Origin of the sequence: Thalassobaculum fulvum (assembly GCF_014652915.1) — a bacterium.
In the GTDB taxonomy this organism is placed as follows: Bacteria; Pseudomonadota; Alphaproteobacteria; order Thalassobaculales; family Thalassobaculaceae; genus Thalassobaculum_A; species Thalassobaculum_A fulvum.
Map to the genome: position 1 here is coordinate 100503 of NZ_BMZS01000014.1, position 18351 is coordinate 118853.

The following is an 18351-nucleotide window of genomic DNA, read 5'->3' on the forward strand; positions in this document are numbered from 1 at the left end:
ATTCTCGGCATGAGCACGCTGGCGTTTACCGCCTGCTTCGCCGTCTGGACGATCTTCTCGATCCTCGGCGTCCAGATAAAGACGGACCTCGGGCTGTCGGACACCGAGTTCGGCCTGCTCGTCGGCACACCGATCCTCACCGGGTCGCTGAGCCGGATCTTCCTCGGCATCTGGACCGACCAGTACGGCGGCCGGATCGTCTACGTCGCCACCATGGTCCTGGCGGCGATCGCCACCTTCCTGCTGTCCTACGCCGAAACCTATCAGATGATGCTGCTGGCGGCGCTCGGCGTCGGCCTGGCGGGCGGTTCGTTCGCGGTCGGCATCGCCTATGTGTCGAAGTGGTACCCGAAGGAGAAGCAGGGCACCGCGCTCGGCATCTTCGGGGCCGGCAACGTCGGGGCGGCGGTCACCAAGTTCGTCGCTCCGTTCGTGCTGGTGGCGTTCGGCTGGGAGGCGGTCGCCCAGATCTGGGCCGTCGCCCTGGTCGCGATCGCCGTGCTGTTCTGGTTCACCACCGAGGACGACCCCGAGCTGGTCAAGCGGCGGGCGCGTGGCGAGAAGGCGCCGGGCTCCCTGCTGCAGCTCGAGCCCCTGCGCAACCAGCAGGTCTGGCGGTTCTCGCTCTATTACTTCTTCGTGTTCGGCGCGTTCGTCGCGCTGGCGCTGTGGCTGCCGCGCTACCTGATCGGCGTCTACGGCATGGACCTGAAGACCGCCGGCATGCTGGCCGCCGCCTACTCGATCCCGGCCAGCCTGTTCCGCGCCTATGGCGGCTACCTGTCCGACCGCTACGGCGCCCGGGCGGTGATGTACTGGACGCTGGGCGTGTCGCTTATCGCGCTGTTCATGCTGTCCTACCCGAACACCGACTACGTGATCCACGGGATCAGCGGCGACATCGCGTTCTCGACCCGGATGGGCGTGGTGCCGTTCGTCGTGACCATCTTCGTGCTCGGCTTCTTCATGTCGCTGGGCAAGGCGGCGGTCTACAAGCACATCCCGGTCTACTACCCGAACCACGTCGGCTCGGTCGGCGGCCTGGTCGGCCTGATCGGCGGCCTCGGCGGGTTCGTGCTCCCGATCGCCTTCGGCGTCATGAACGACCTGGTCGGCGTGTGGACCAGCTGTTTCATGCTGCTGTTCGCGATCGTCGCCGTCGCCCTGGTCTGGATGCACGTCTCGATCCGCCAGATGGAGCGCGCTGCGGTCGGCAAGGAACTGGCCGAACTGCCCGAGTTCCCCGAACTGGAGGGCATCCACGACGCGGCCAAGCACGGGCGCGGCACCGGCGCGCTGGTGACCGACTGGCGGCCCGAGGAGCCCGAGTTCTGGGAGACCACGGGTCGGCGGATCGCCCAGCGCAATCTCTGGATCTCGATCCCTTGCCTGCTGCTGGCGTTCTCGGTGTGGATGGTTTGGAGCGTGGTGGTCGCCAAGCTGCCGGCCATCGGCTTCAAGTACACCACCGACCAGCTGTTCTGGCTGGCCGCGCTGCCCGGCCTGTCCGGCGCCACCCTGCGGATCTTCTACTCCTTCATGGTGCCGATCTTCGGCGGCCGGCTGTGGACGACCCTGTCGACCGCCTCGCTGCTGATCCCGGCCTTCGGCATCGGCTACGCCGTGCAGGACCCGAACACCCCGTACCTGATCTTCCTGGTGCTGGCCCTGCTGTGCGGCCTCGGCGGCGGCAACTTCGCCTCGTCCATGGCCAACATCAGCTTCTTCTTCCCGAAGTCGCAGAAGGGCAACGCGCTGGCGCTCAACGCCGGGCTCGGCAACGCCGGCGTCAGCGTCATGCAGTTCACCGTCCCGCTGGTCATCACCGCCGGCGTATTCGGCACCATGGGCGGCGAGCCGCAGACGGCATCGGCCACGACCCAGCTGTGGCTGCAGAACGCCGGCTTCATCTGGGTACCGTTCCTGATCCTGGCGACCGTGTTCGCCTGGATCGGCATGAACGACCTGGCCTCGGCCAAGGCCTCGTTCCGCGAGCAGGCGGTGATCTTCCAGCGCAAGCACAACTGGATCATGTGCTGGCTGTACACCGGGACCTTCGGCTCGTTCATCGGCTACTCGGCGGGCTTCCCGCTGCTGGCGAAGACCCAGTTCCCGGAGGTCGACTCCCTGCAGTACGTCTTCCTCGGCCCGCTGATCGGCGCGCTGAGCCGGGCGGCCACCGGCTGGGTCTCCGACAAGTTCGGCGGCGGCCGGGTCACCTTCTGGACCTTCGTGCTGATGATCGCGGCGGTCGCGGGCGTCCTCTACTTCCTCGGCATCAAGGACCAGCCGGGGGCGTTCTGGGGCTTCTTCGCGATGTTCATGGTGCTGTTCTTCGCGACCGGCGTCGGCAACGCCTCCACCTTCCAGATGATCCCGATCATCATGCGGTCCGAGATCGGCCGTCTGATGCCGGGCCTCGCGGCGGCGGAGCGGCTGCGGCACGCCGAGAAGGAATCCGCGGCCATCATCGGCTTCACCTCGGCGATCGCGGCCTACGGCGCCTTCTTCATCCCGAAGGCGTACGGCTCCTCGATCGCGCTCACCGGCGCGCCGATGGCGGCTCTGTGGGCGTTCCTGGTGTTCTACGTCACCTGCGCTGCCCTGACCTGGTTCGTCTACACCCGGCCGGGCGGCCTGCTCCACGACATCGAGCGCGGCACGGCGAGCACGCCGACCGCTTCCGCCCCCGCAGAATGAGGAGGCTCGGATGAGTCATCTTCTCGATCGCCTGAACTTCCTGTCGGCCGCCCCGCGCGAGACGTTCTCGGACGGCCACGGGATCACCACCGGCGAGGACCGGCGGTGGGAGGACGGCTACCGCAAGCGCTGGCAGCACGACAAGATCGTGCGGTCGACGCACGGGGCCAACTGCACCGGGTCGTGCTCCTGGAAGATCTACGTCAAGGGCGGGATCGTCACCTGGGAGACCCAGCAGACCGACTACCCGCGGACCCGGCCGGACCTGCCGAACCACGAGCCGCGCGGCTGCTCCCGGGGTGCCAGCTACAGCTGGTACATGTACTCCGGCAACCGGGTGAAGTACCCGCTGGTCCGCTCCGCCCTGCTCAAGCAGTGGCGCGAGGCCCGGGTCCTGCGCACGCCGGTCGCGGCCTGGGCGTCGATCGTCGAGGACCCGGCCAAGCGCAGGTCCTACACCGCCAGGCGCGGCCTGGGCGGGTTCGTGCGGGCCGGCTGGGACGAGGTCAACGAGATCATCGCCGCCGCCAACGCCTACACGGCGAAGACCTGGGGCCCGGACCGGGTCATCGGCTTCTCGCCGATCCCGGCGATGTCGATGGTCTCCTACGCGGCCGGCTCGCGCTACCTGTCGCTGCTGGGCGGCGTGTGCATGTCGTTCTACGACTGGTACTGCGACCTGCCGCCGTCCAGCCCGCAGACCTGGGGCGAGCAGACCGACGTGCCGGAGAGCGCCGACTGGTACAATTCCGGCTTCCTGATCCTGTGGGGCTCCAACGTCCCGCAGACCCGGACCCCGGACGCCCACTTCTACACCGAGGTCCGCTACAAGGGCGCCAAGAGCGTGGTGGTCAGCCCGGACTACTCGGAGGCCGCCAAGTTCTCCGACATGTGGCTGAACCCCAAGCAGGGCACCGACGCGGCGCTGGCCATGGCCATGGGCCACGTCATCCTGCGCGAGTTCCACCTGGACCGGCAGGCCGCCTATTTCGAGGACTACTGCCGCCGCTACACCGACATGCCGAACCTGGTGCGCCTGGTGAAGAAGGACGGCCACTACGTCCCCGAGCGGCTGGTCCGGGCGTCCGAGTTCAAGGGCGGGCTCGGCCAGGACAAGAACCCCGAGTGGAAGACCGTCGCGGTCGACCGCGCCAGCGGCGAGGTGGTGGTGCCGAACGGCTCCGTCGGCTTCCGCTGGGGCGATCCCGGCAAGTGGAACCTGGAGGCCAAGGAGGCCGGCGGGCGTGACGTCGAGCTCGAGCTCAGCCTGGTCGAAGACGACAAGCACGACGACGTCGTCGACGTCGCCTTCCCCTACTTCGGCAACCGCGAGCACGAGCACTTCGCCTCCACCGACCACGACTCCGTCCTGCTGCGACGGGTCCCGGCCAAGGCGGTGAAGCTGGCCGACGGCGAGGCGCTGGTGGCGACGGTGTTCGACCTGTTCGCCGCCAACTACGGCCTCGACCGCGGTCTCGGCGGCGAGAACGTCGCCAAGAGCTTCGACGAGGACGTGCCGTACACCCCGGCCTGGGCCGAGCGCATCACCGGCGTGCCGGCCGAGCGGATCGTCACGGTCGCCCGCGAGTTCGCGCTGAACGCCGAGAAGACCAAGGGCAAGTCCATGGTCATCCTCGGCGCCGGCCTGAACCACTGGTACCACATGGACATGAACTACCGGGGGATCATCAATCTCCTGGTCATGTGCGGCTGCGTCGGGCAGTCGGGCGGCGGCTGGTCGCACTATGTCGGCCAGGAGAAGCTGCGCCCGCAGACCGGCTGGCTGCCGCTGGCGTTCGCGCTGGACTGGAACCGGCCGCCCCGGCACATGAACTCGACCTCGTTCTTCTACGCCCACACCGACCAGTGGCGCTACGAGACCCTGGAGGTGTCGGAGATCCTGTCGCCGACGGCGCCCGAGGGGCCGTGGGACGGCACCCTGATCGACTACAACATCCGGGCCGAGCGGATGGGCTGGCTGCCCTCCGCCCCGCAGCTCGAGACCAACCCGCTGACGATCGCGGCGGCGGCCAAGGCCGCCGGCAAGGAGGTCAAGGACTACGTGGTCGACAGCCTGCAGGACGGCAGCCTGCGGATGTCCTGCGAGGACCCGGACGGCGAGAAGAACTGGCCACGCAACCTGTTCGTCTGGCGCTCCAACCTGCTCGGCTCGTCCGGCAAGGGCCACGAGTACTTCCTCAAGCACCTGCTGGGCACCAGCCACGGCGTGCTCGGCAAGGACCTGGGAGAAGAAGGCAGGCAGCGCAGCCAGGAGGTCGAGTGGCACGAGGAGGCGCCCGAAGGGAAGCTCGATCTGCTGGTCACCCTCGACTTCCGGATGTCGACCACCTGCGTCTACTCCGACATCGTGCTGCCGACCGCGACCTGGTACGAGAAGAACGACCTCAACACCTCGGATATGCACCCGTTCATCCACCCGCTCAGCGCCGCGGTGGATCCGGTATGGGAGTCGCGGACCGACTGGCACATCTACAAGGGCATCGCCAAGCGGTTCTCGGAGATCGCGCCGGAGGTGCTGGGGGTCGAGAAGGATGTGGTGCTCACGCCGATCCTGCACGACACCCCGGGCGAGATCGCCCAGGCGATGGACGTGAAGGACTGGAAGAAGGCCGAGGTCGAGGCGATCCCCGGCCGCACCATGCCGCAGATCGCCGTGGTCGAGCGCGACTATCCGAACCTGTACAAGCGGTTCACCGCCCTCGGCCCGCTGATGACCTCGATCGGCAACGGCGGCAAGGGCATTTCCTGGAACACCGAGCACGAGGTCGAGCTGCTCGGCCGGCTCAACGGCACGGTCCAGGAGGAGGGCCCGACCAAGGGCCTGCCGCGGATCGAGACCGACATCGACGCCACCGAGGTCATCCTCAGTCTGGCGCCGGAGACCAACGGCGAGGTCGCGGTCAAGGCCTGGGCGGCGCTCGGCAAGGTCACCGGCCGCGAGCACACCCACCTGGCGGTGCCGAAGGAGGACGAGAAGATCCGGTTCCGCGACGTGGTCGCGCAGCCCCGCAAGATCATCTCGTCGCCGACCTGGTCGGGCCTGGAGTCGGAGAAGGTCTGCTACAACGCCGGCTACACCAACGTCCACGAGCTGATCCCGTGGCGCACCCTGACCGGACGCCAGCAGCTCTACCAGGACCACCTGTGGATGCGGGCGTTCGGCGAGGGCTTCTGCGTCTACCGGCCGCCGATCGACACCAAGACCGTCGCCCCGATGCTGAAGGGCCGGTCGGACCGGCCACAGGTGGTGCTGAACTTCATCACCCCGCATCAGAAGTGGGGCATCCACTCGACCTACACCGACAACCTGCTGATGCTCACGCTGAACCGCGGCGGGCCGGTGGTGTGGCTGAGCGAGACCGACGCCGCCAAGGCCGGGATCCAGGACAACGACTGGGTCGAGGCCTACAACGCCAACGGCGCGCTCGTGGCCCGGGCGGTCGTCTCCCAGCGCATGAAGGAGGGCACCCTCTTCATGTACCACGCCCAGGAGAAGATCGTGAACGTGCCGGGCTCGGAGATGACCGGCCAGCGCGGCGGCATCCACAACTCGGTGACCCGGGCGGTGCTGAAGCCGACGCACATGATCGGCGGCTACGCCCAGCAATCCTACGGCTTCAACTACTACGGCACGGTCGGTGCCAACCGCGACGAGTTCGTGATCGTCCGCAAGATGGAAAAGGTCGACTGGCTCGACGGGCCGGCCGACCCGGCCATGGAGGCTGCAGAATGAAAATCCGCGCGCAAATCGGCATGGTGCTGAACCTCGACAAGTGCATCGGGTGTCACACCTGCTCCGTCACCTGCAAGAACGTGTGGACCAACCGCGAGGGCATGGAATACGCGTGGTTCAACAACGTCGAGACCAAGCCCGGTATCGGCTATCCCAAGGAGTGGGAGAACCAGAAGAAGTGGAACGGCGGCTGGGTCCGCAACAAGAACGGCAAGCTTCAGCCGAAGATGGGCTCGAAGTGGCGGGTGCTGGCGAAGATCTTCGCCAATCCCGACCTGCCGGAGATCGACGACTACTACGAGCCGTTCACCTTCGACTACGAACACCTGCAATCGGCCCCGGACGCCAAGGCCTCGCCGACCGCGCGGCCGCGGTCGCTGATCACCGGCGAGCGCATGGAGAAGATCGAGTGGGGCCCGAACTGGGAGGAGATCCTCGGCGGCGAGTTCTCGAAGCGGTCCAAGGACGTCAACTTCGAGGGCGTCGAGAAGGAGATCTACGGCCAGTTCGAGAACACCTTCATGATGTACCTGCCGAGGCTGTGCGAGCACTGCCTCAACCCGACCTGCGTGGCCGCCTGCCCGTCCGGCGCGATCTACAAGCGCGAGGACGACGGCATCGTGCTGATCGACCAGGAGAAATGCCGCGGCTGGCGGATGTGCGTGTCGGGCTGCCCGTACAAGAAGATCTACTACAACTGGTCCAGCGGTAAGTCCGAGAAGTGCATCTTCTGCTACCCGCGCATCGAGGCGGGCCAGCCGACGGTGTGCTCGGAGACCTGCGTCGGCCGCATCCGCTATCTCGGCGTGCTGCTGTACGACGCCGACCGGATCTCGGAGGCGGCGTCGGCCACCGACGAGCAGGACCTGTACGAGGCCCAGCTCTCGATCTTCCTGGATCCGGACGACCCGGCGGTGATCGAGCAGGCCCGCAAGGACGGGGTGCCCGAGGCGTGGCTGGAGGCCGCCAGGAACTCGCCGGTCTACCGGATGGCAATGGACTGGAAGGTGGCGTTCCCGCTGCACCCGGAATACCGCACCCTGCCGATGGTCTGGTACGTGCCGCCGCTCTCGCCGATCCAGTCGGCCGCCGAAGCCGGCAAGATCGGCGTCGACGGCGCCATGCCCGACGTCCGCAGCCTGCGGATCCCGCTGCGCTACCTCGCCAACCTGCTGACCGCGGGCAAGGAGGAGCCGGTGGCGCTCGCCCTCGAGCGGATGCTGGCGATGCGGGCCTACATGCGGGCCAAGACCATCGACGGCGTGATCGACGCCAAGGTGGCGGCCCAGGTCGGGCTCGAGCCGGCGCAGATCGAGGCGATGTACCACGTGATGGCGATCGCCAACTACGAGGACCGGTTCGTCATCCCGACCTCGCATCGCGAGGTCAGCGAGGACGCCTACGACGTCCGCGGCTCCTGCGGCTTCAGCTTCGGCAACGGCTGCTCGGGCGGCTCCTCGGCCGGCAACCTGTTCGCCGGATCCAAGCGCAAGACCGTCACCACGCCGACGGAGGTGTTCTGATGACCCGGACCTTCAAGGTGCTGTCGCTGCTGCTGTCGTACCCGACGCAGGAGCTGCAGGAGGCCGCCCCCGCGCTGCGCGAGGCGCTCGCCGGCGACGACCTGCTGACCGAGGCCCGGTACCCCGGCCTGTACGCCCTGGTCGACCAGCTCGGCGAGCGCGACCTGTACGACCTGCAGGAACGCTACGTGCTTCTGTTCGACCGCACCCGGTCGCTGTCGCTGCACCTGTTCGAGCACGTGCACGGCGAGAGCCGGGATCGCGGCCAGGCGATGGTCGACCTGCAGACCATGTACGCCGAGCACGGAATGTTCGTGTCGGCCCGGGAACTGCCGGACTACCTGCCGCTGTTCCTGGAGTTCCTGGGCACCCGGCCGCTGGCCGACGCCCGGGAGCTGCTGGGCCAGCCGCTGCACGTGCTGACCGCGCTGCGCGAGCGGCTGGTCAAGCGCGGCAGCGACTATGCCCCGGTGTTCGCGGCGCTGGAGGCCCTGGCCGACGGCAAGGCCGAGCCGGAGCTGCTGGCCGAGGCGCGCGCCGTGCCCGACGACGACCCGACCGACCTGGCGGCGCTCGACCGGGCCTGGGAGGAAACCGCCGTCACCTTCGGCCCGGACACGGCGCCGGACACGCAGGGCGGCTGCCCGAAGGCCGAGTGGATGCTGCAACGCATGAACGACGCGTCGACCGGCGCCGGCTCGCCGGCCCGGCCGGGCGCGCAGTGAGGAGGACCGAGGCATGGCCGACTATCTCAACACCGCCGTGTTCGGCATCTATCCCTACATCGCCCTGGTCGTGCTGGCCGTCGGCAGCATCATCCGGTACGACCGCGAGCCCTACACCTGGCGCTCCGGCTCCAGCCAGCTGCTGCGCCGGCGCCAGCTGGTGGTCGGCTCGGTGCTGTTCCACGTCGGCATCCTGATCGTGTTCTTCGGCCACCTGGTGGGCCTGCTGACGCCGATCCAGGTGTTCGACGCGTTCGGCATCGGCCACGGCTTCAAGCAGGGCATGGCGATCGTGGTCGGCGGCGTCGCCGGGATCATTTGCCTGATCGGCGCCACCATGCTGCTGCACCGGCGGCTGGCCGACCCGCGGATCCGGGCGACGTCGACGTTCGGCGACACCGCCATCCTGATGCTGCTGTACGCCCAGCTGGTGCTCGGCCTGGCGACCATCCCGGTCTCGCTCGGCCACATGGACGGCGAGGAGATGGTGAAGTTCATGTCCTGGGCCCAGGGCATCTTCACCCTCGACCTCTCGGCGGCCGGCTACGTGCGCGACGTCAGCCCGGTGTTCAAGGCCCACCTGTTCCTCGGCCTGACCATCTTCCTGGTGTTCCCGTTCACCCGGCTGGTGCACATGCTGAGCGCCCCGGTCCGCTATCTGTGGCGGCCCGGCTACCAGGTGGTGCGCAGCAAGCGCGCGCCGTTCGCCCAGGCCAAGTGAGGCAGCCATGAACCCGCAACCGAGCGTGAACGGCGTCGCAATCCCCGAAGCGGCGATCGCCGCCGAGATGCAGAACCACCCGGCCGCGTCCCCGGACGCGGCCTGGGCGGAGGCGGCACGGGCCCTGGCGGTCCGCGAGATGCTGCTGCAGGAGGCCCGGCGCCAGGGCCTGGAGACCGCGGAGCCGGCCGACGACGACGACCGGCGCCTGACCGCCGAGGATGCGCTGATCGACCGGCTGCTGGAGACGGCGATCGACATCCCCGAGGCCGACGAGGAGAGCTGCCGGCGATACTATGAGAACAACCTTCGCCGGTTCCGCTCGCCCGACCTGTTCGAGGCGTCGCACATCCTGCTGTCGGCCGCGCCCGAGCAGCGCTTCGCCTACGAGGACGCGGTCCGCGACGCCGAGGTGCTGATCGCCATGCTGCAGCAGCGCCCGGAGGCGTTCGCCGACCTGGCGAAGGCCCGCTCGGCCTGCCCGTCCGCCGCGGTCGGCGGCAGCCTCGGCCAGATCGGCCGCGGCCAGACGGTCCCGGAGTTCGAGACCTTCCTGTTCGCCCTGGAGCCGGGCCAGCTCTGCCCGGTGCCGGTCAAGACCCGGTACGGCGTGCACGTGCTACGGCTGGACCGACGGATCGACGGCCGGCAGCTGCCGTTCGAGGCGGTGCGCGACCGGGTCGCCGACTACCTGCGGACCGCCTGCTGGCAGCGCGCGGTCTCGCAGTACCTGACCATCCTGGCCGGCGAGACCACGGTCGAGGGCATCGACCTGGTCGGCCCGGACGGCCCGCTGCGGACGCAGTAGAGGCCGGCTACGCCGGCAGGCGCCCCCTACGCCGGCAGGCAGGCCGCCCAGCCGGCAATCGCATCGGCCACCGCCTCCGGCTTCTCGGCCGGCAGCGCATGGCTGGCTCCCGCGATCACCTGCACCGTCAGGCGATCGCCGAACTCGGCCCGCAGTTCGTCGCGCGATTCCGGCGGCCGGAACGGATCGGCGTCGGCCTGCAGGTCGAGGACGGGGACGGAGCCGGCGGTACGCCAGCTCCCGCCGCTCCGTCCCCGGGCCGCCCGCTGGCTGGCCGTGACCTCGGCGTGCCAGCCCTCGAGCCACGGCCGCGGGTCGCTGCCCTCGGCGAAGAACGCCAGCCGCAGCCCGGCCAGCCGCCGCTCCTCGGGCGCTTCCGGATCGGCGATCATGTCGATGGTGGCGCTCAGCTCCTTCGGCATGCTGCGGGCACCGGCCGCCACCAGCACCACGCCGCGCACCAGGTCCGGATGGTCGGACGCGACGGTGCGGGCGATCCAGTTGCCGTAGGCGTGACCGGCGACGATCGCCGGGCCGCCGCCCTCGGCCCGGATCACCGCCGCGAAGTCGCCGGCGAAGTCGTGGAACGACACCCCGTCCATCGGCCCGGTGCTGCCGCCGATCCCGCGCGGCTCCGGCCTGAGCACGCGGAATCCCCGCCCGGCGAGACCGACGGCGAGCGGCCCGAACTCCTCGGTGCCGCGGCCGGTCGAGGCGATCACAATGACCAACGGCCCCTCGCCCTCGGCGCGGTACACGATGGTAGCGTCCCCGTTGCGCACCGATCTCGGCTCGTCCATTGCCCTGCCCTTCCGACGCCGGGCCGCCCATTCGCGAAGCGGCGTTTCAAAATCTGGTTCGCTGGCCCGTCGCGGATGGTACGATCCGCCGCCGCGACGAACCAAGGCCGAGGAAACTTCGCATGAGCCTGCCGCCCCTGCTCCAGAACCTGCGCCTCCCGGTGATCGGGTCGCCGCTGTTCATCGTCTCGAACCCCGACCTGGTGATCGCGCAGTGCAAGGCCGGCATCGTCGGCTCGTTCCCGGCCCTGAACGCCCGCGAGAAGGACGGCGAGCCGATCGAGCTTGAGCGCTGGCTGCAGCGCATCACCGAGGCGCTCGACCGCCACAACCAGGCCAACCCGGACCGGCCGGCGGCGCCGTTCGCGGTCAACCAGATCGTCCACCGCACCAACGTCCGGCTGGAGCGCGACATCGAGATCTGCGCGCGCTGGAAGGTGCCGGTGTGGATCACCTCGCTCGGCGCCCGGGTCGAGGTCAACGAGGCCGCGCACTCGTGCGGCGGTGTCGTGCTGCACGACGTCATCAACAACCGGTTCGCCCACAAGGCCATCGAGAAGGGCGCCGACGGGCTGATCGCGGTGGCGGCCGGGGCCGGCGGCCATGCCGGCGCGCTGTCGCCGTTCGCGCTGATCCAGGAGATCCGCAGCTGGTTCGACGGCCCGCTGGCGCTGTCCGGCGCGATCGCCTGCGGCGACTCGATCCTGGCCGCCCAGGCCGCCGGCGCCGACCTCGCCTATATCGGCTCGGCCTTCATCGCCACCGAGGAGGCCAACGCCGTCGAGGGCTACAAGCGGATGATCGTCGAGTGCGGGGCCGACGACATCGTCTACACTAACCTGTTCACCGGCGTGCTCGGCAACTACCTGAAGCCGTCGGTCGCCGCCCAGGGCATGGACCCGGACAACCTGCCGACCAGCGACGCCTCGGCCATGAGCTTCGCCAGCGGCTCGTCGAAGCCGAAGAGTTGGAAGGAGATCTGGGGCTCCGGCCAGGGCATCGGCGCGATCAAGGACGTGCTGCCGGCGGCCGCCCTGATCGACCGGCTGGACCGCGAGTACCGGGCCGCCCAGAAGCGCCTCGCCGACACCCTGGCCCGCGCGCGGCCGGCGGTGGCGGCGGAATAGCGGAACCGGGCCTGCCCCTCCCATAGCGGGTTCGACAGCGGGACAGCGTCTCGCTATAACACTAAGTGTGATAGTCGAGCCCGGATGCGCGCCCGAGCCCATCCGTGAACCGCGCGATCTCGGAGTGAATTGCGATGCCTGAGCGCTACCGCAGCGCCACCCTCGCCGCCGTGCACGAGACCGCCCTCGGGCTCGCCGATGCCGGCGTCGTCGACAAGCGGACCATGAGGGAATTCGACGCCCTGTGCCTGACGCCGGTCCAGGACCTGTCGGCCAACGACATCCGCGCCATCCGATTGCGCGAGGGTGCGAGCCAAGCGGTGTTCGCGCGCTACCTCAATGTGACGACCGGCCTCGTCAGCCAGTGGGAGCGCGGCGAGAAGCGCCCGCGCGGGGCGTCCCTGAAGCTGCTGACGCTGGTCGCAAAAAAGGGGCTGCAGGCAGTCGCTTGACGCCTGCAGCCCCGTTCGCTCCGTACGCCGTCTAGGGCGTTACTCCGCCGCCTGCTTCATGTTGGCGTCGATCGCCGCCACGATGCGCGGGGGCGACAGCGGCAGGTCGTGGAAGCGGATGCCGAGCGCGTTGCTGACGGCGTTGCAGACGGCCGCCGGCCCGGGGACCAGCGGCGCCTCGCCGACACCGCGCACGCCCTGCGGATGCTTCGGGTTCGGGACCTCGACCATGATGGTGTCGAGCATCGGCAGGTCGGAGCACACCGGCATGCGGTAATCCAGGAAGCTCGGGTTATCCACCCGGCCCTGCTTGTCGTAGATGTACTCCTCGTTGAGCGCCCACCCGATGCCCTGGGCGACGCCGCCCTGCATCTGGCCCTCGACATAGGCCGGGTGGATCGCCTTGCCGACGTCCTGCACGCAGGTGTAGCGCAGGATCGTGACGGTCCCGAGATCCACGTCGACCTCGACGTCGCAGATGTGGGTGGCGAAGCCGCCCTCGGCACCCGTGGTGTTCTGCTGGCTGCCGGCCCCGATCGGCCCGCCGGTCTCGTTCGCCTTGGCGCCGAGCTCGGCCAGGGTCATGGTCGGGAAGTTGCCGGTGTGCTCGCCGCTCGGGCGGGCCTCGCCGTTCTCCCAGACCACCGCCGAGGCGTCGATGCCCCAGATCTTGGCGGCCCGCTGCTTGAGCTGCTCGATCACCTTCTCGGTCGACTCGGTGACCACCATGGCCGAGGCGAACAGCACGCGGCTGCCGCCGGTCAGGTTGCTGAAGCCGATGGTGGCGGTATCGCCGATCAGCACCGAGACCCGGTCGTAGTCGATGCCCAGCAGCTCGGCCGTGATGTTGGCGATCGACGCGCGCGAGCCGCCGATATCCGGGTGGCCGGTGGTCACCACGACGTTGCCGTCCTCGGTGATGTTCACCTGGGCGCTCGACTCGCCGCCGGCGTTGAACCACCAGCCGTTGGCGACGCCGCGGCCCTGGAACTTGCCGGTCAGCTTGGTCTTGTAGTGATCGGACTTCAGCGCCGCCTCGATGGTCTGGGCGAAGCCGATGCTCTGGAACACCGGGCCGTGCACCGCCTTGGTGCCGTCATGGGCGATGTTCTTGAGCCGCATCTCGAGCGGGTCCATGCCGATCGCCTGGGCGACCTCGTCGAGCACGCACTCGACGCCGTAGGCGCCGATCGGCGCGCCCGGCGCCCGGTAGGCCGCGACCTTCGAGCGGTTGCACACCACGTCGTAGCCGGTCGAGAGCACGTTCGGGATGGCGTACGGCGTGAACGAGCACCCGGCCGCCCCGCGGATCGGCGAGCCCGGGAAGGCGCCCGCCTGCAGGTAGAAGGTGCCCTGCCCGGCGACGATGGTGCCGTCCTTCTTGGCGCCGATCTTCACGGTCATCTTCGCGCCGGAGGTCGGCCCGGTGGCCCGCATCACTTCCTCGCGGGTCATCACCATCTTCACCGGCCGGCCGGACTTGCGCGACAGGATCGCCGCCACCGGCTCCAGGTAGACGATGGTCTTGCCGCCGAAGCCGCCGCCGATCTCGGCCGGGATCGCGCGGATGTCGCTCTGCGGGATGCCGGTCAGGTAGGCGGTCATCGCCCGGACCATGAACTGGCCCTGGCTCGAGCTCCAGACCGTGGTCTTGCCGTCGGCCGCGACGCTGACGGTGCAGGCATGCGGCTCGATGTAGCCCTGGTGCACCGGCCGGGTCGTGAAGCTGCGCTCGATGATGACGTCGGCCTCGGCGAAGCCGGCCTCGATGTCACCCTTCTTGTGCTCCAGCTTGCCGGCGATGTTCGACGGCTTGCCCTCGAACTGGATGTGGTCGAACAGCGGCGTCGCGTCCGGCGCGATCGCGTCGTCGATCTCGACCGCCCACGGCAGGACCTCGTAGTCGACCTCGATCAGCTTGCACGCCTCGGCCGCGATCTCCGCCGTGGTGGCGGCGACCGCCGCGACCGGGTGGCCGTGGAACAGCGCCCGCTCGTGGGCCAGCATGTTGCGGGCCATCCAGCGCATGTCCTGGATGCCGAGCGGCACCGCGGTGTCGATCGGGAACTCGACGAAGTCCTTCGCCGTCGCCACCGCCTTCACACCCGGCAGCGCCTCGGCCTTCGAGGTATCGATGCCGCGGATCTTGGCGTGCGGATGCGGGCTGCGCAGCACCTTCGCCCAGATCATCCCGGGCATGCTGTTGTCGGCCGCGTAGCAGGCACGGCCAGTGACCTTGTCGACACCGTCCGGACGGATGGTGCGCTTGCCGATCCACTTGTTGGTCTGGTCGTTCATCGGGCAGCCTCCCGCATCTCGGCGGCGGTCTCCATGACCGCGCGGACGATCTTGTCGTAACCGGTGCACCGGCACAGGTTGCCGGCGAGCCAGTAGCGCACCTCGGTCTCGGACGGATCGGGGTTGCGCTCCAGCAGCGACTTGGCGGCGACCAGCACGCCGGGCGTGCAGATCCCGCACTGCAGGGCGGCCAGCTCCAGGAACTTCTGCTGCAGCGGATGCAGCTTCTCGCCCTCGGCCATGCCCTCGATGGTCGCGATCTCGTGGCCCTCGGCCTCAGCCGCCAGCATCAGGCAGGAGCACACCAGCCGGCCGTCGACGGTGATGCTGCAGGCGCCGCAGTCGCCGGTGCCGCAGCCCTCCTTGGCACCGGTCAGGCCGAGCGGCCCGCGCAGCGCGTCCAGCATGCTGTCCGCCGGATCGCACAGGAACTCGGTCGGGTCCCCGTTGATGGTGGTGGTGACGTGAATCTTCGCCATGACCTCAATTCCCCTTGGCGCGTTCGGCGGCGATCGCGGCGGTGCGCTTGAGCAGCACGCCGGCGACCTTGGTTCGATAGGCGATGGTGCCGCGCTTGTCGTCGATCGGGCGGCAGGCGGCGCTGCAGGCGGCAGCGGCGGCGTCCAGCGCCGCGTCGTCCAGCTTGCTGCCGATCAGCGCCTTGGCGGCGTCCTCGACCAGCAGCACCGTCGGCGCGACCGCCCCCAGGCCGACCCGGGCCGCCGTGCACACGCCGTTCTCCAGCGTCAGGCTGACGCCGACGCCGACCACCGCGATGTCCATCTCGGTGCGCGGGATCATCCGCAGGTAGGCGTCGCCCGACCCCTTCGGGCGCGGCGGCAGGGTGAAGCTGACCAGGATCTCGCCCGGCTTCAGGTTGGTCTTGCCCGGTCCCGCAGGCACGTCCTCGACCTTCAGCTCGCGGCGGCCGTCCGGCCCCTGCACGGTGACGACCGCGCCGGCGGCGACCAGGGCCGGCACGCTGTCGGCGGCCGGCGAGCCGTTGCATAGATTGCCGCCCATCGAGGCACGGCCCTGCACCTGGGTCGAGCCGATCAGGTTGAAGCCTTCCAGCACGCCCGGCCAGACCTGACCGAACGTCGGATGCTCGGCGAGCGCAGCACCGGAGACCGCGGCCCCGACCCTGAAGCCGCCGTCGGCGGTCTGCTCGACCGCGGTCATCTCCGCGATCTTCTTGATGTCGACGATCAGGCCCGGCTTCACCATGCCGGAGCGCATCTGCACCAGAAGGTCGGTGCCGCCGGCGAGAATACGGGCAGCGCCCGCCGCCGCGGCGTAGGCACCGACCGCTTCGTCGAGCGTCTGCGGTGCCAGATATCGCATATCCGTCATCGTTGTTCCCGTGTTCGTTTCCGCTGCCCGCTTCCCCCCTTGGATCGGGAGCCTGACCTGTTCCAGGTCCGCGGCGTGGGGCAAGGCTACGACGGCAGAAACGATAGGAACAGCCCCCAAAGCCGGCATAGCGGGTTCGAAAATTGCAGAATCGTTCGACGGCGGTCGGGAACCGCCGCCTGAAGTGCAGGAATGGAATTGGTCTCATGCTGAGGGTAGCGCGGCCGGCCCATCTCCACCGGCAACTCCGCGAGACCGGCCGGCGTCGGAAGGGCCCGGACCCGGGCTCCGGCCACCGCCCCGTGCTTGCACCGGGACCGTTCGCCGTGACTTGATTTCGCCCGGTCACCCGCGTCTGCGTCCACCCGACGGGCGGCCCGGAAGCAGAAACCGGACGCGGGAGCGTGGGTCATGGAGGAGTACGACTACGTCGTGGTCGGCGCCGGGTCGGCCGGGGCGGTCGTGGCCAACCGGCTGTCGGCGGACCCGCGCAACCGGGTGCTGCTCCTGGAAGCCGGCCCGGCCGGCCATCCCTGGACCCATGTCCCGGTCGGCTACGCCAAGCTGGTCTGCAACCCGGCGGTCAACTGGCTGTACAGCTCGGAGCCCGACGCCAACACCGCCGGCCGACGGATCCCGGTGCCGCGCGGCCGCATGCTCGGCGGCTCCAGCGCCATCAACGGCCTCGCCTTCGTGCGCGGCCAGGCCCAGGATTTCGACGGCTGGGCGCAGATGGGCAATGCCGGCTGGAGCCATGCCGACGTGCTGCCGTACTTCAAGCGCATGGAGCGCTACGAGGGCGGCGGCGACGACGCGTTGCGCGGCCGCGACGGGCCGCTGCGGGTGACCGACCCGCAGCCGCGCGACCCGTTGTACCGGGCCCTGATCGCGGCTGCCGGCGAGGTCGGCATCCCTCACAACCCGGACTACAACGGCGCCCGCCAGGACGGCATCGCCATGAGCCAGGCGACCATCGCGTCGCGCCGGCGCATGAGCACGGCGCGCGCCTACCTGGACCCGGTGCGCCGGCGCCCGAACCTGCGGGTCGAGACCGGCGCCCTCGCCGAGCGGCTGATGCTCGACGGCACACGCTGCGTCGGCGTCCGCTACGCGGTCGGCGGGCAGACCCGCGAGGCCCGTGCCGGCCACGAGGTGGTGGTGAGCGGCGGGTCGATCAATTCGCCGCAGCTGCTGGAACTGTCGGGCATCGGCCAGCCGGACCGGCTGCGCGACCTTGGCATCGAGGTCCGCTGCGCCCTGCCGGGGGTCGGCGAGAACCTGCGCGACCACTACGCGCCGCGCACCCGCTGGGCGATCGGCGCGCGCGGCTATTCCTTCAACGATCTCGGCCGCGGCCTCGGGCTGGTCCGGCAGGCGGTCCGCTATGCCGTGAACGGCGGCGGCATGATCGGCATGGTGGCGGCGCCGATCCGGGCCTTCGTGCGCTCGCGCGAGGGCCTGGAGGCGCCCGACCTGCTGCTCGGCTGGGTGCCGATGCTGACCGAGCCGGGACCGAACGGCCCGGTGCTGTCGCGGCGCTCCGGCATGACCTGCTACGCCCACCCGATGCGGCCGGAGAGCAAGGGCAGCGTCCACGCCACCTCGGCCGACCCGCGCCGGGCGCCGGCGATCACGTTCAACTTCCTGTCGGCGCCGGTCGACGCGGCCTTGACCGCGTGCGCCGTCCGGGTCGCCCGCTCGATCATGACGGCGCCGGCGATGACTCCGCTGCGGGTCACCGAGCTGGCCCCCGGGGCGGCCGCCGAGAGCGACGACGAGATCCTCGACTGGGTCCGGCAGGCGGCCGAGACCACCTACCACCCGGTCGGCACCTGCCGGATGGGCCAGGACGGCCAAGCGGTCGTCGACGCCCGGCTGCGGGTCCGCGGCATCGCCGGGCTGCGGGTCGCCGACGCCTCGATCATGCCGACCCTGACGTCCGGCAACACCAACGCCCCGGTCATCATGATCGGCGAGAAGGCCGCCGACATGATCCTGCAGGACGCGGCAGCACGGTCGAGACGTGATTGAGTTTGCAACCGCAGCGGTGTTGCCGGACCCTCCGCATGATCTGGAGCATGGCTCCGACA

13 protein-coding genes are annotated in these 18351 nt (G+C 69.6%); 9 read left to right on the forward strand and 4 right to left on the reverse strand.

Annotated features, from left to right (window positions below; all coding sequences use genetic code 11):
* The first annotated feature begins 9 nt into the window (after positions 1-9).
* From IE246_RS25445 to IE246_RS25470, 6 genes are read left to right on the forward strand one after another with little or no spacing between them, the layout of a single operon-like run.
* Positions 10-2700: a nitrate/nitrite transporter gene (locus IE246_RS25445; protein ID WP_229837500.1), complete on the forward strand. Its 2691-nt coding sequence runs from the start codon at positions 10-12 to the stop codon at positions 2698-2700.
* A gap of 10 nt (positions 2701-2710) precedes the next feature.
* Positions 2711-6454, forward strand: a complete 3744-nt coding sequence (locus IE246_RS25450) for a nitrate reductase subunit alpha (protein ID WP_189995031.1) — start codon at positions 2711-2713, stop codon at positions 6452-6454.
* Positions 6451-7977: a nitrate reductase subunit beta gene (narH, locus tag IE246_RS25455; RefSeq protein ID WP_189995032.1), complete on the forward strand. Its 1527-nt coding sequence runs from the start codon at positions 6451-6453 to the stop codon at positions 7975-7977. The genes IE246_RS25450 and narH overlap by 4 nt, the downstream gene beginning before the upstream one ends.
* Positions 7977-8702, forward strand: coding sequence for a nitrate reductase molybdenum cofactor assembly chaperone (narJ, locus tag IE246_RS25460; RefSeq protein ID WP_189995033.1), 726 nt, complete (start codon positions 7977-7979; stop codon positions 8700-8702). The genes narH and narJ overlap by 1 nt, the downstream gene beginning before the upstream one ends.
* 13 nt (positions 8703-8715) lie before the next feature.
* Positions 8716-9423, forward strand: coding sequence for a respiratory nitrate reductase subunit gamma (gene narI / locus IE246_RS25465; protein ID WP_189995035.1), 708 nt, complete (start codon positions 8716-8718; stop codon positions 9421-9423).
* A 7-nt stretch (positions 9424-9430) separates the two neighbouring features.
* Positions 9431-10231, forward strand: a complete 801-nt coding sequence (locus IE246_RS25470) for a peptidylprolyl isomerase (protein ID WP_189995038.1) — start codon at positions 9431-9433, stop codon at positions 10229-10231.
* 26 nt (positions 10232-10257) lie between these two features.
* Here IE246_RS25470 and IE246_RS25475 read toward each other — a convergent pair whose 3' ends face one another.
* Positions 10258-11031: an alpha/beta fold hydrolase gene (locus IE246_RS25475; protein WP_189995040.1), complete on the reverse strand. Its 774-nt coding sequence runs from the start codon at positions 11029-11031 to the stop codon at positions 10258-10260.
* A gap of 122 nt (positions 11032-11153) precedes the next feature.
* On the opposite strand from IE246_RS25475, the gene IE246_RS25480 reads away from it, so the two are divergent.
* Together IE246_RS25480 and IE246_RS25485 are read left to right on the forward strand one after the other, a co-directional pair.
* Positions 11154-12158, forward strand: coding sequence for an NAD(P)H-dependent flavin oxidoreductase (locus tag IE246_RS25480; RefSeq protein WP_189995042.1), 1005 nt, complete (start codon positions 11154-11156; stop codon positions 12156-12158).
* 134 nt (positions 12159-12292) lie between these two features.
* Positions 12293-12610: a helix-turn-helix domain-containing protein gene (locus IE246_RS25485; protein ID WP_189995044.1), complete on the forward strand. Its 318-nt coding sequence runs from the start codon at positions 12293-12295 to the stop codon at positions 12608-12610.
* A gap of 39 nt (positions 12611-12649) precedes the next feature.
* Here the strand turns inward: IE246_RS25485 and IE246_RS25490 are convergent, their stop codons facing one another.
* The 3 genes from IE246_RS25490 to IE246_RS25500 are packed head-to-tail and all read right to left on the reverse strand — an operon-like array spanning position 12650 to position 16261.
* Positions 12650-14908, reverse strand: a complete 2259-nt coding sequence (locus IE246_RS25490; RefSeq protein ID WP_189995046.1) for a xanthine dehydrogenase family protein molybdopterin-binding subunit — start codon at positions 14906-14908, stop codon at positions 12650-12652.
* Positions 14905-15387 (reverse strand): (2Fe-2S)-binding protein, encoded by a 483-nt coding sequence (locus IE246_RS25495; protein ID WP_189995048.1) that lies wholly within the window; start codon positions 15385-15387, stop codon positions 14905-14907. Before IE246_RS25495 ends, IE246_RS25490 begins: the two co-directional genes overlap by 4 nt.
* 4 nt (positions 15388-15391) lie before the next feature.
* Entirely contained in the window at positions 15392-16261 is an 870-nt protein-coding gene (locus IE246_RS25500) for an FAD binding domain-containing protein (protein WP_229837501.1), read from the reverse strand.
* Between the two features lie 411 nt (positions 16262-16672).
* Here IE246_RS25500 and IE246_RS25505 point away from each other — a divergent pair, with 411 nt between their 5' ends.
* Positions 16673-18292 (forward strand): GMC family oxidoreductase, encoded by a 1620-nt coding sequence (locus IE246_RS25505; RefSeq protein ID WP_189995050.1) that lies wholly within the window; start codon positions 16673-16675, stop codon positions 18290-18292.
* The last annotated feature ends 59 nt before the right edge of the window (positions 18293-18351 follow it).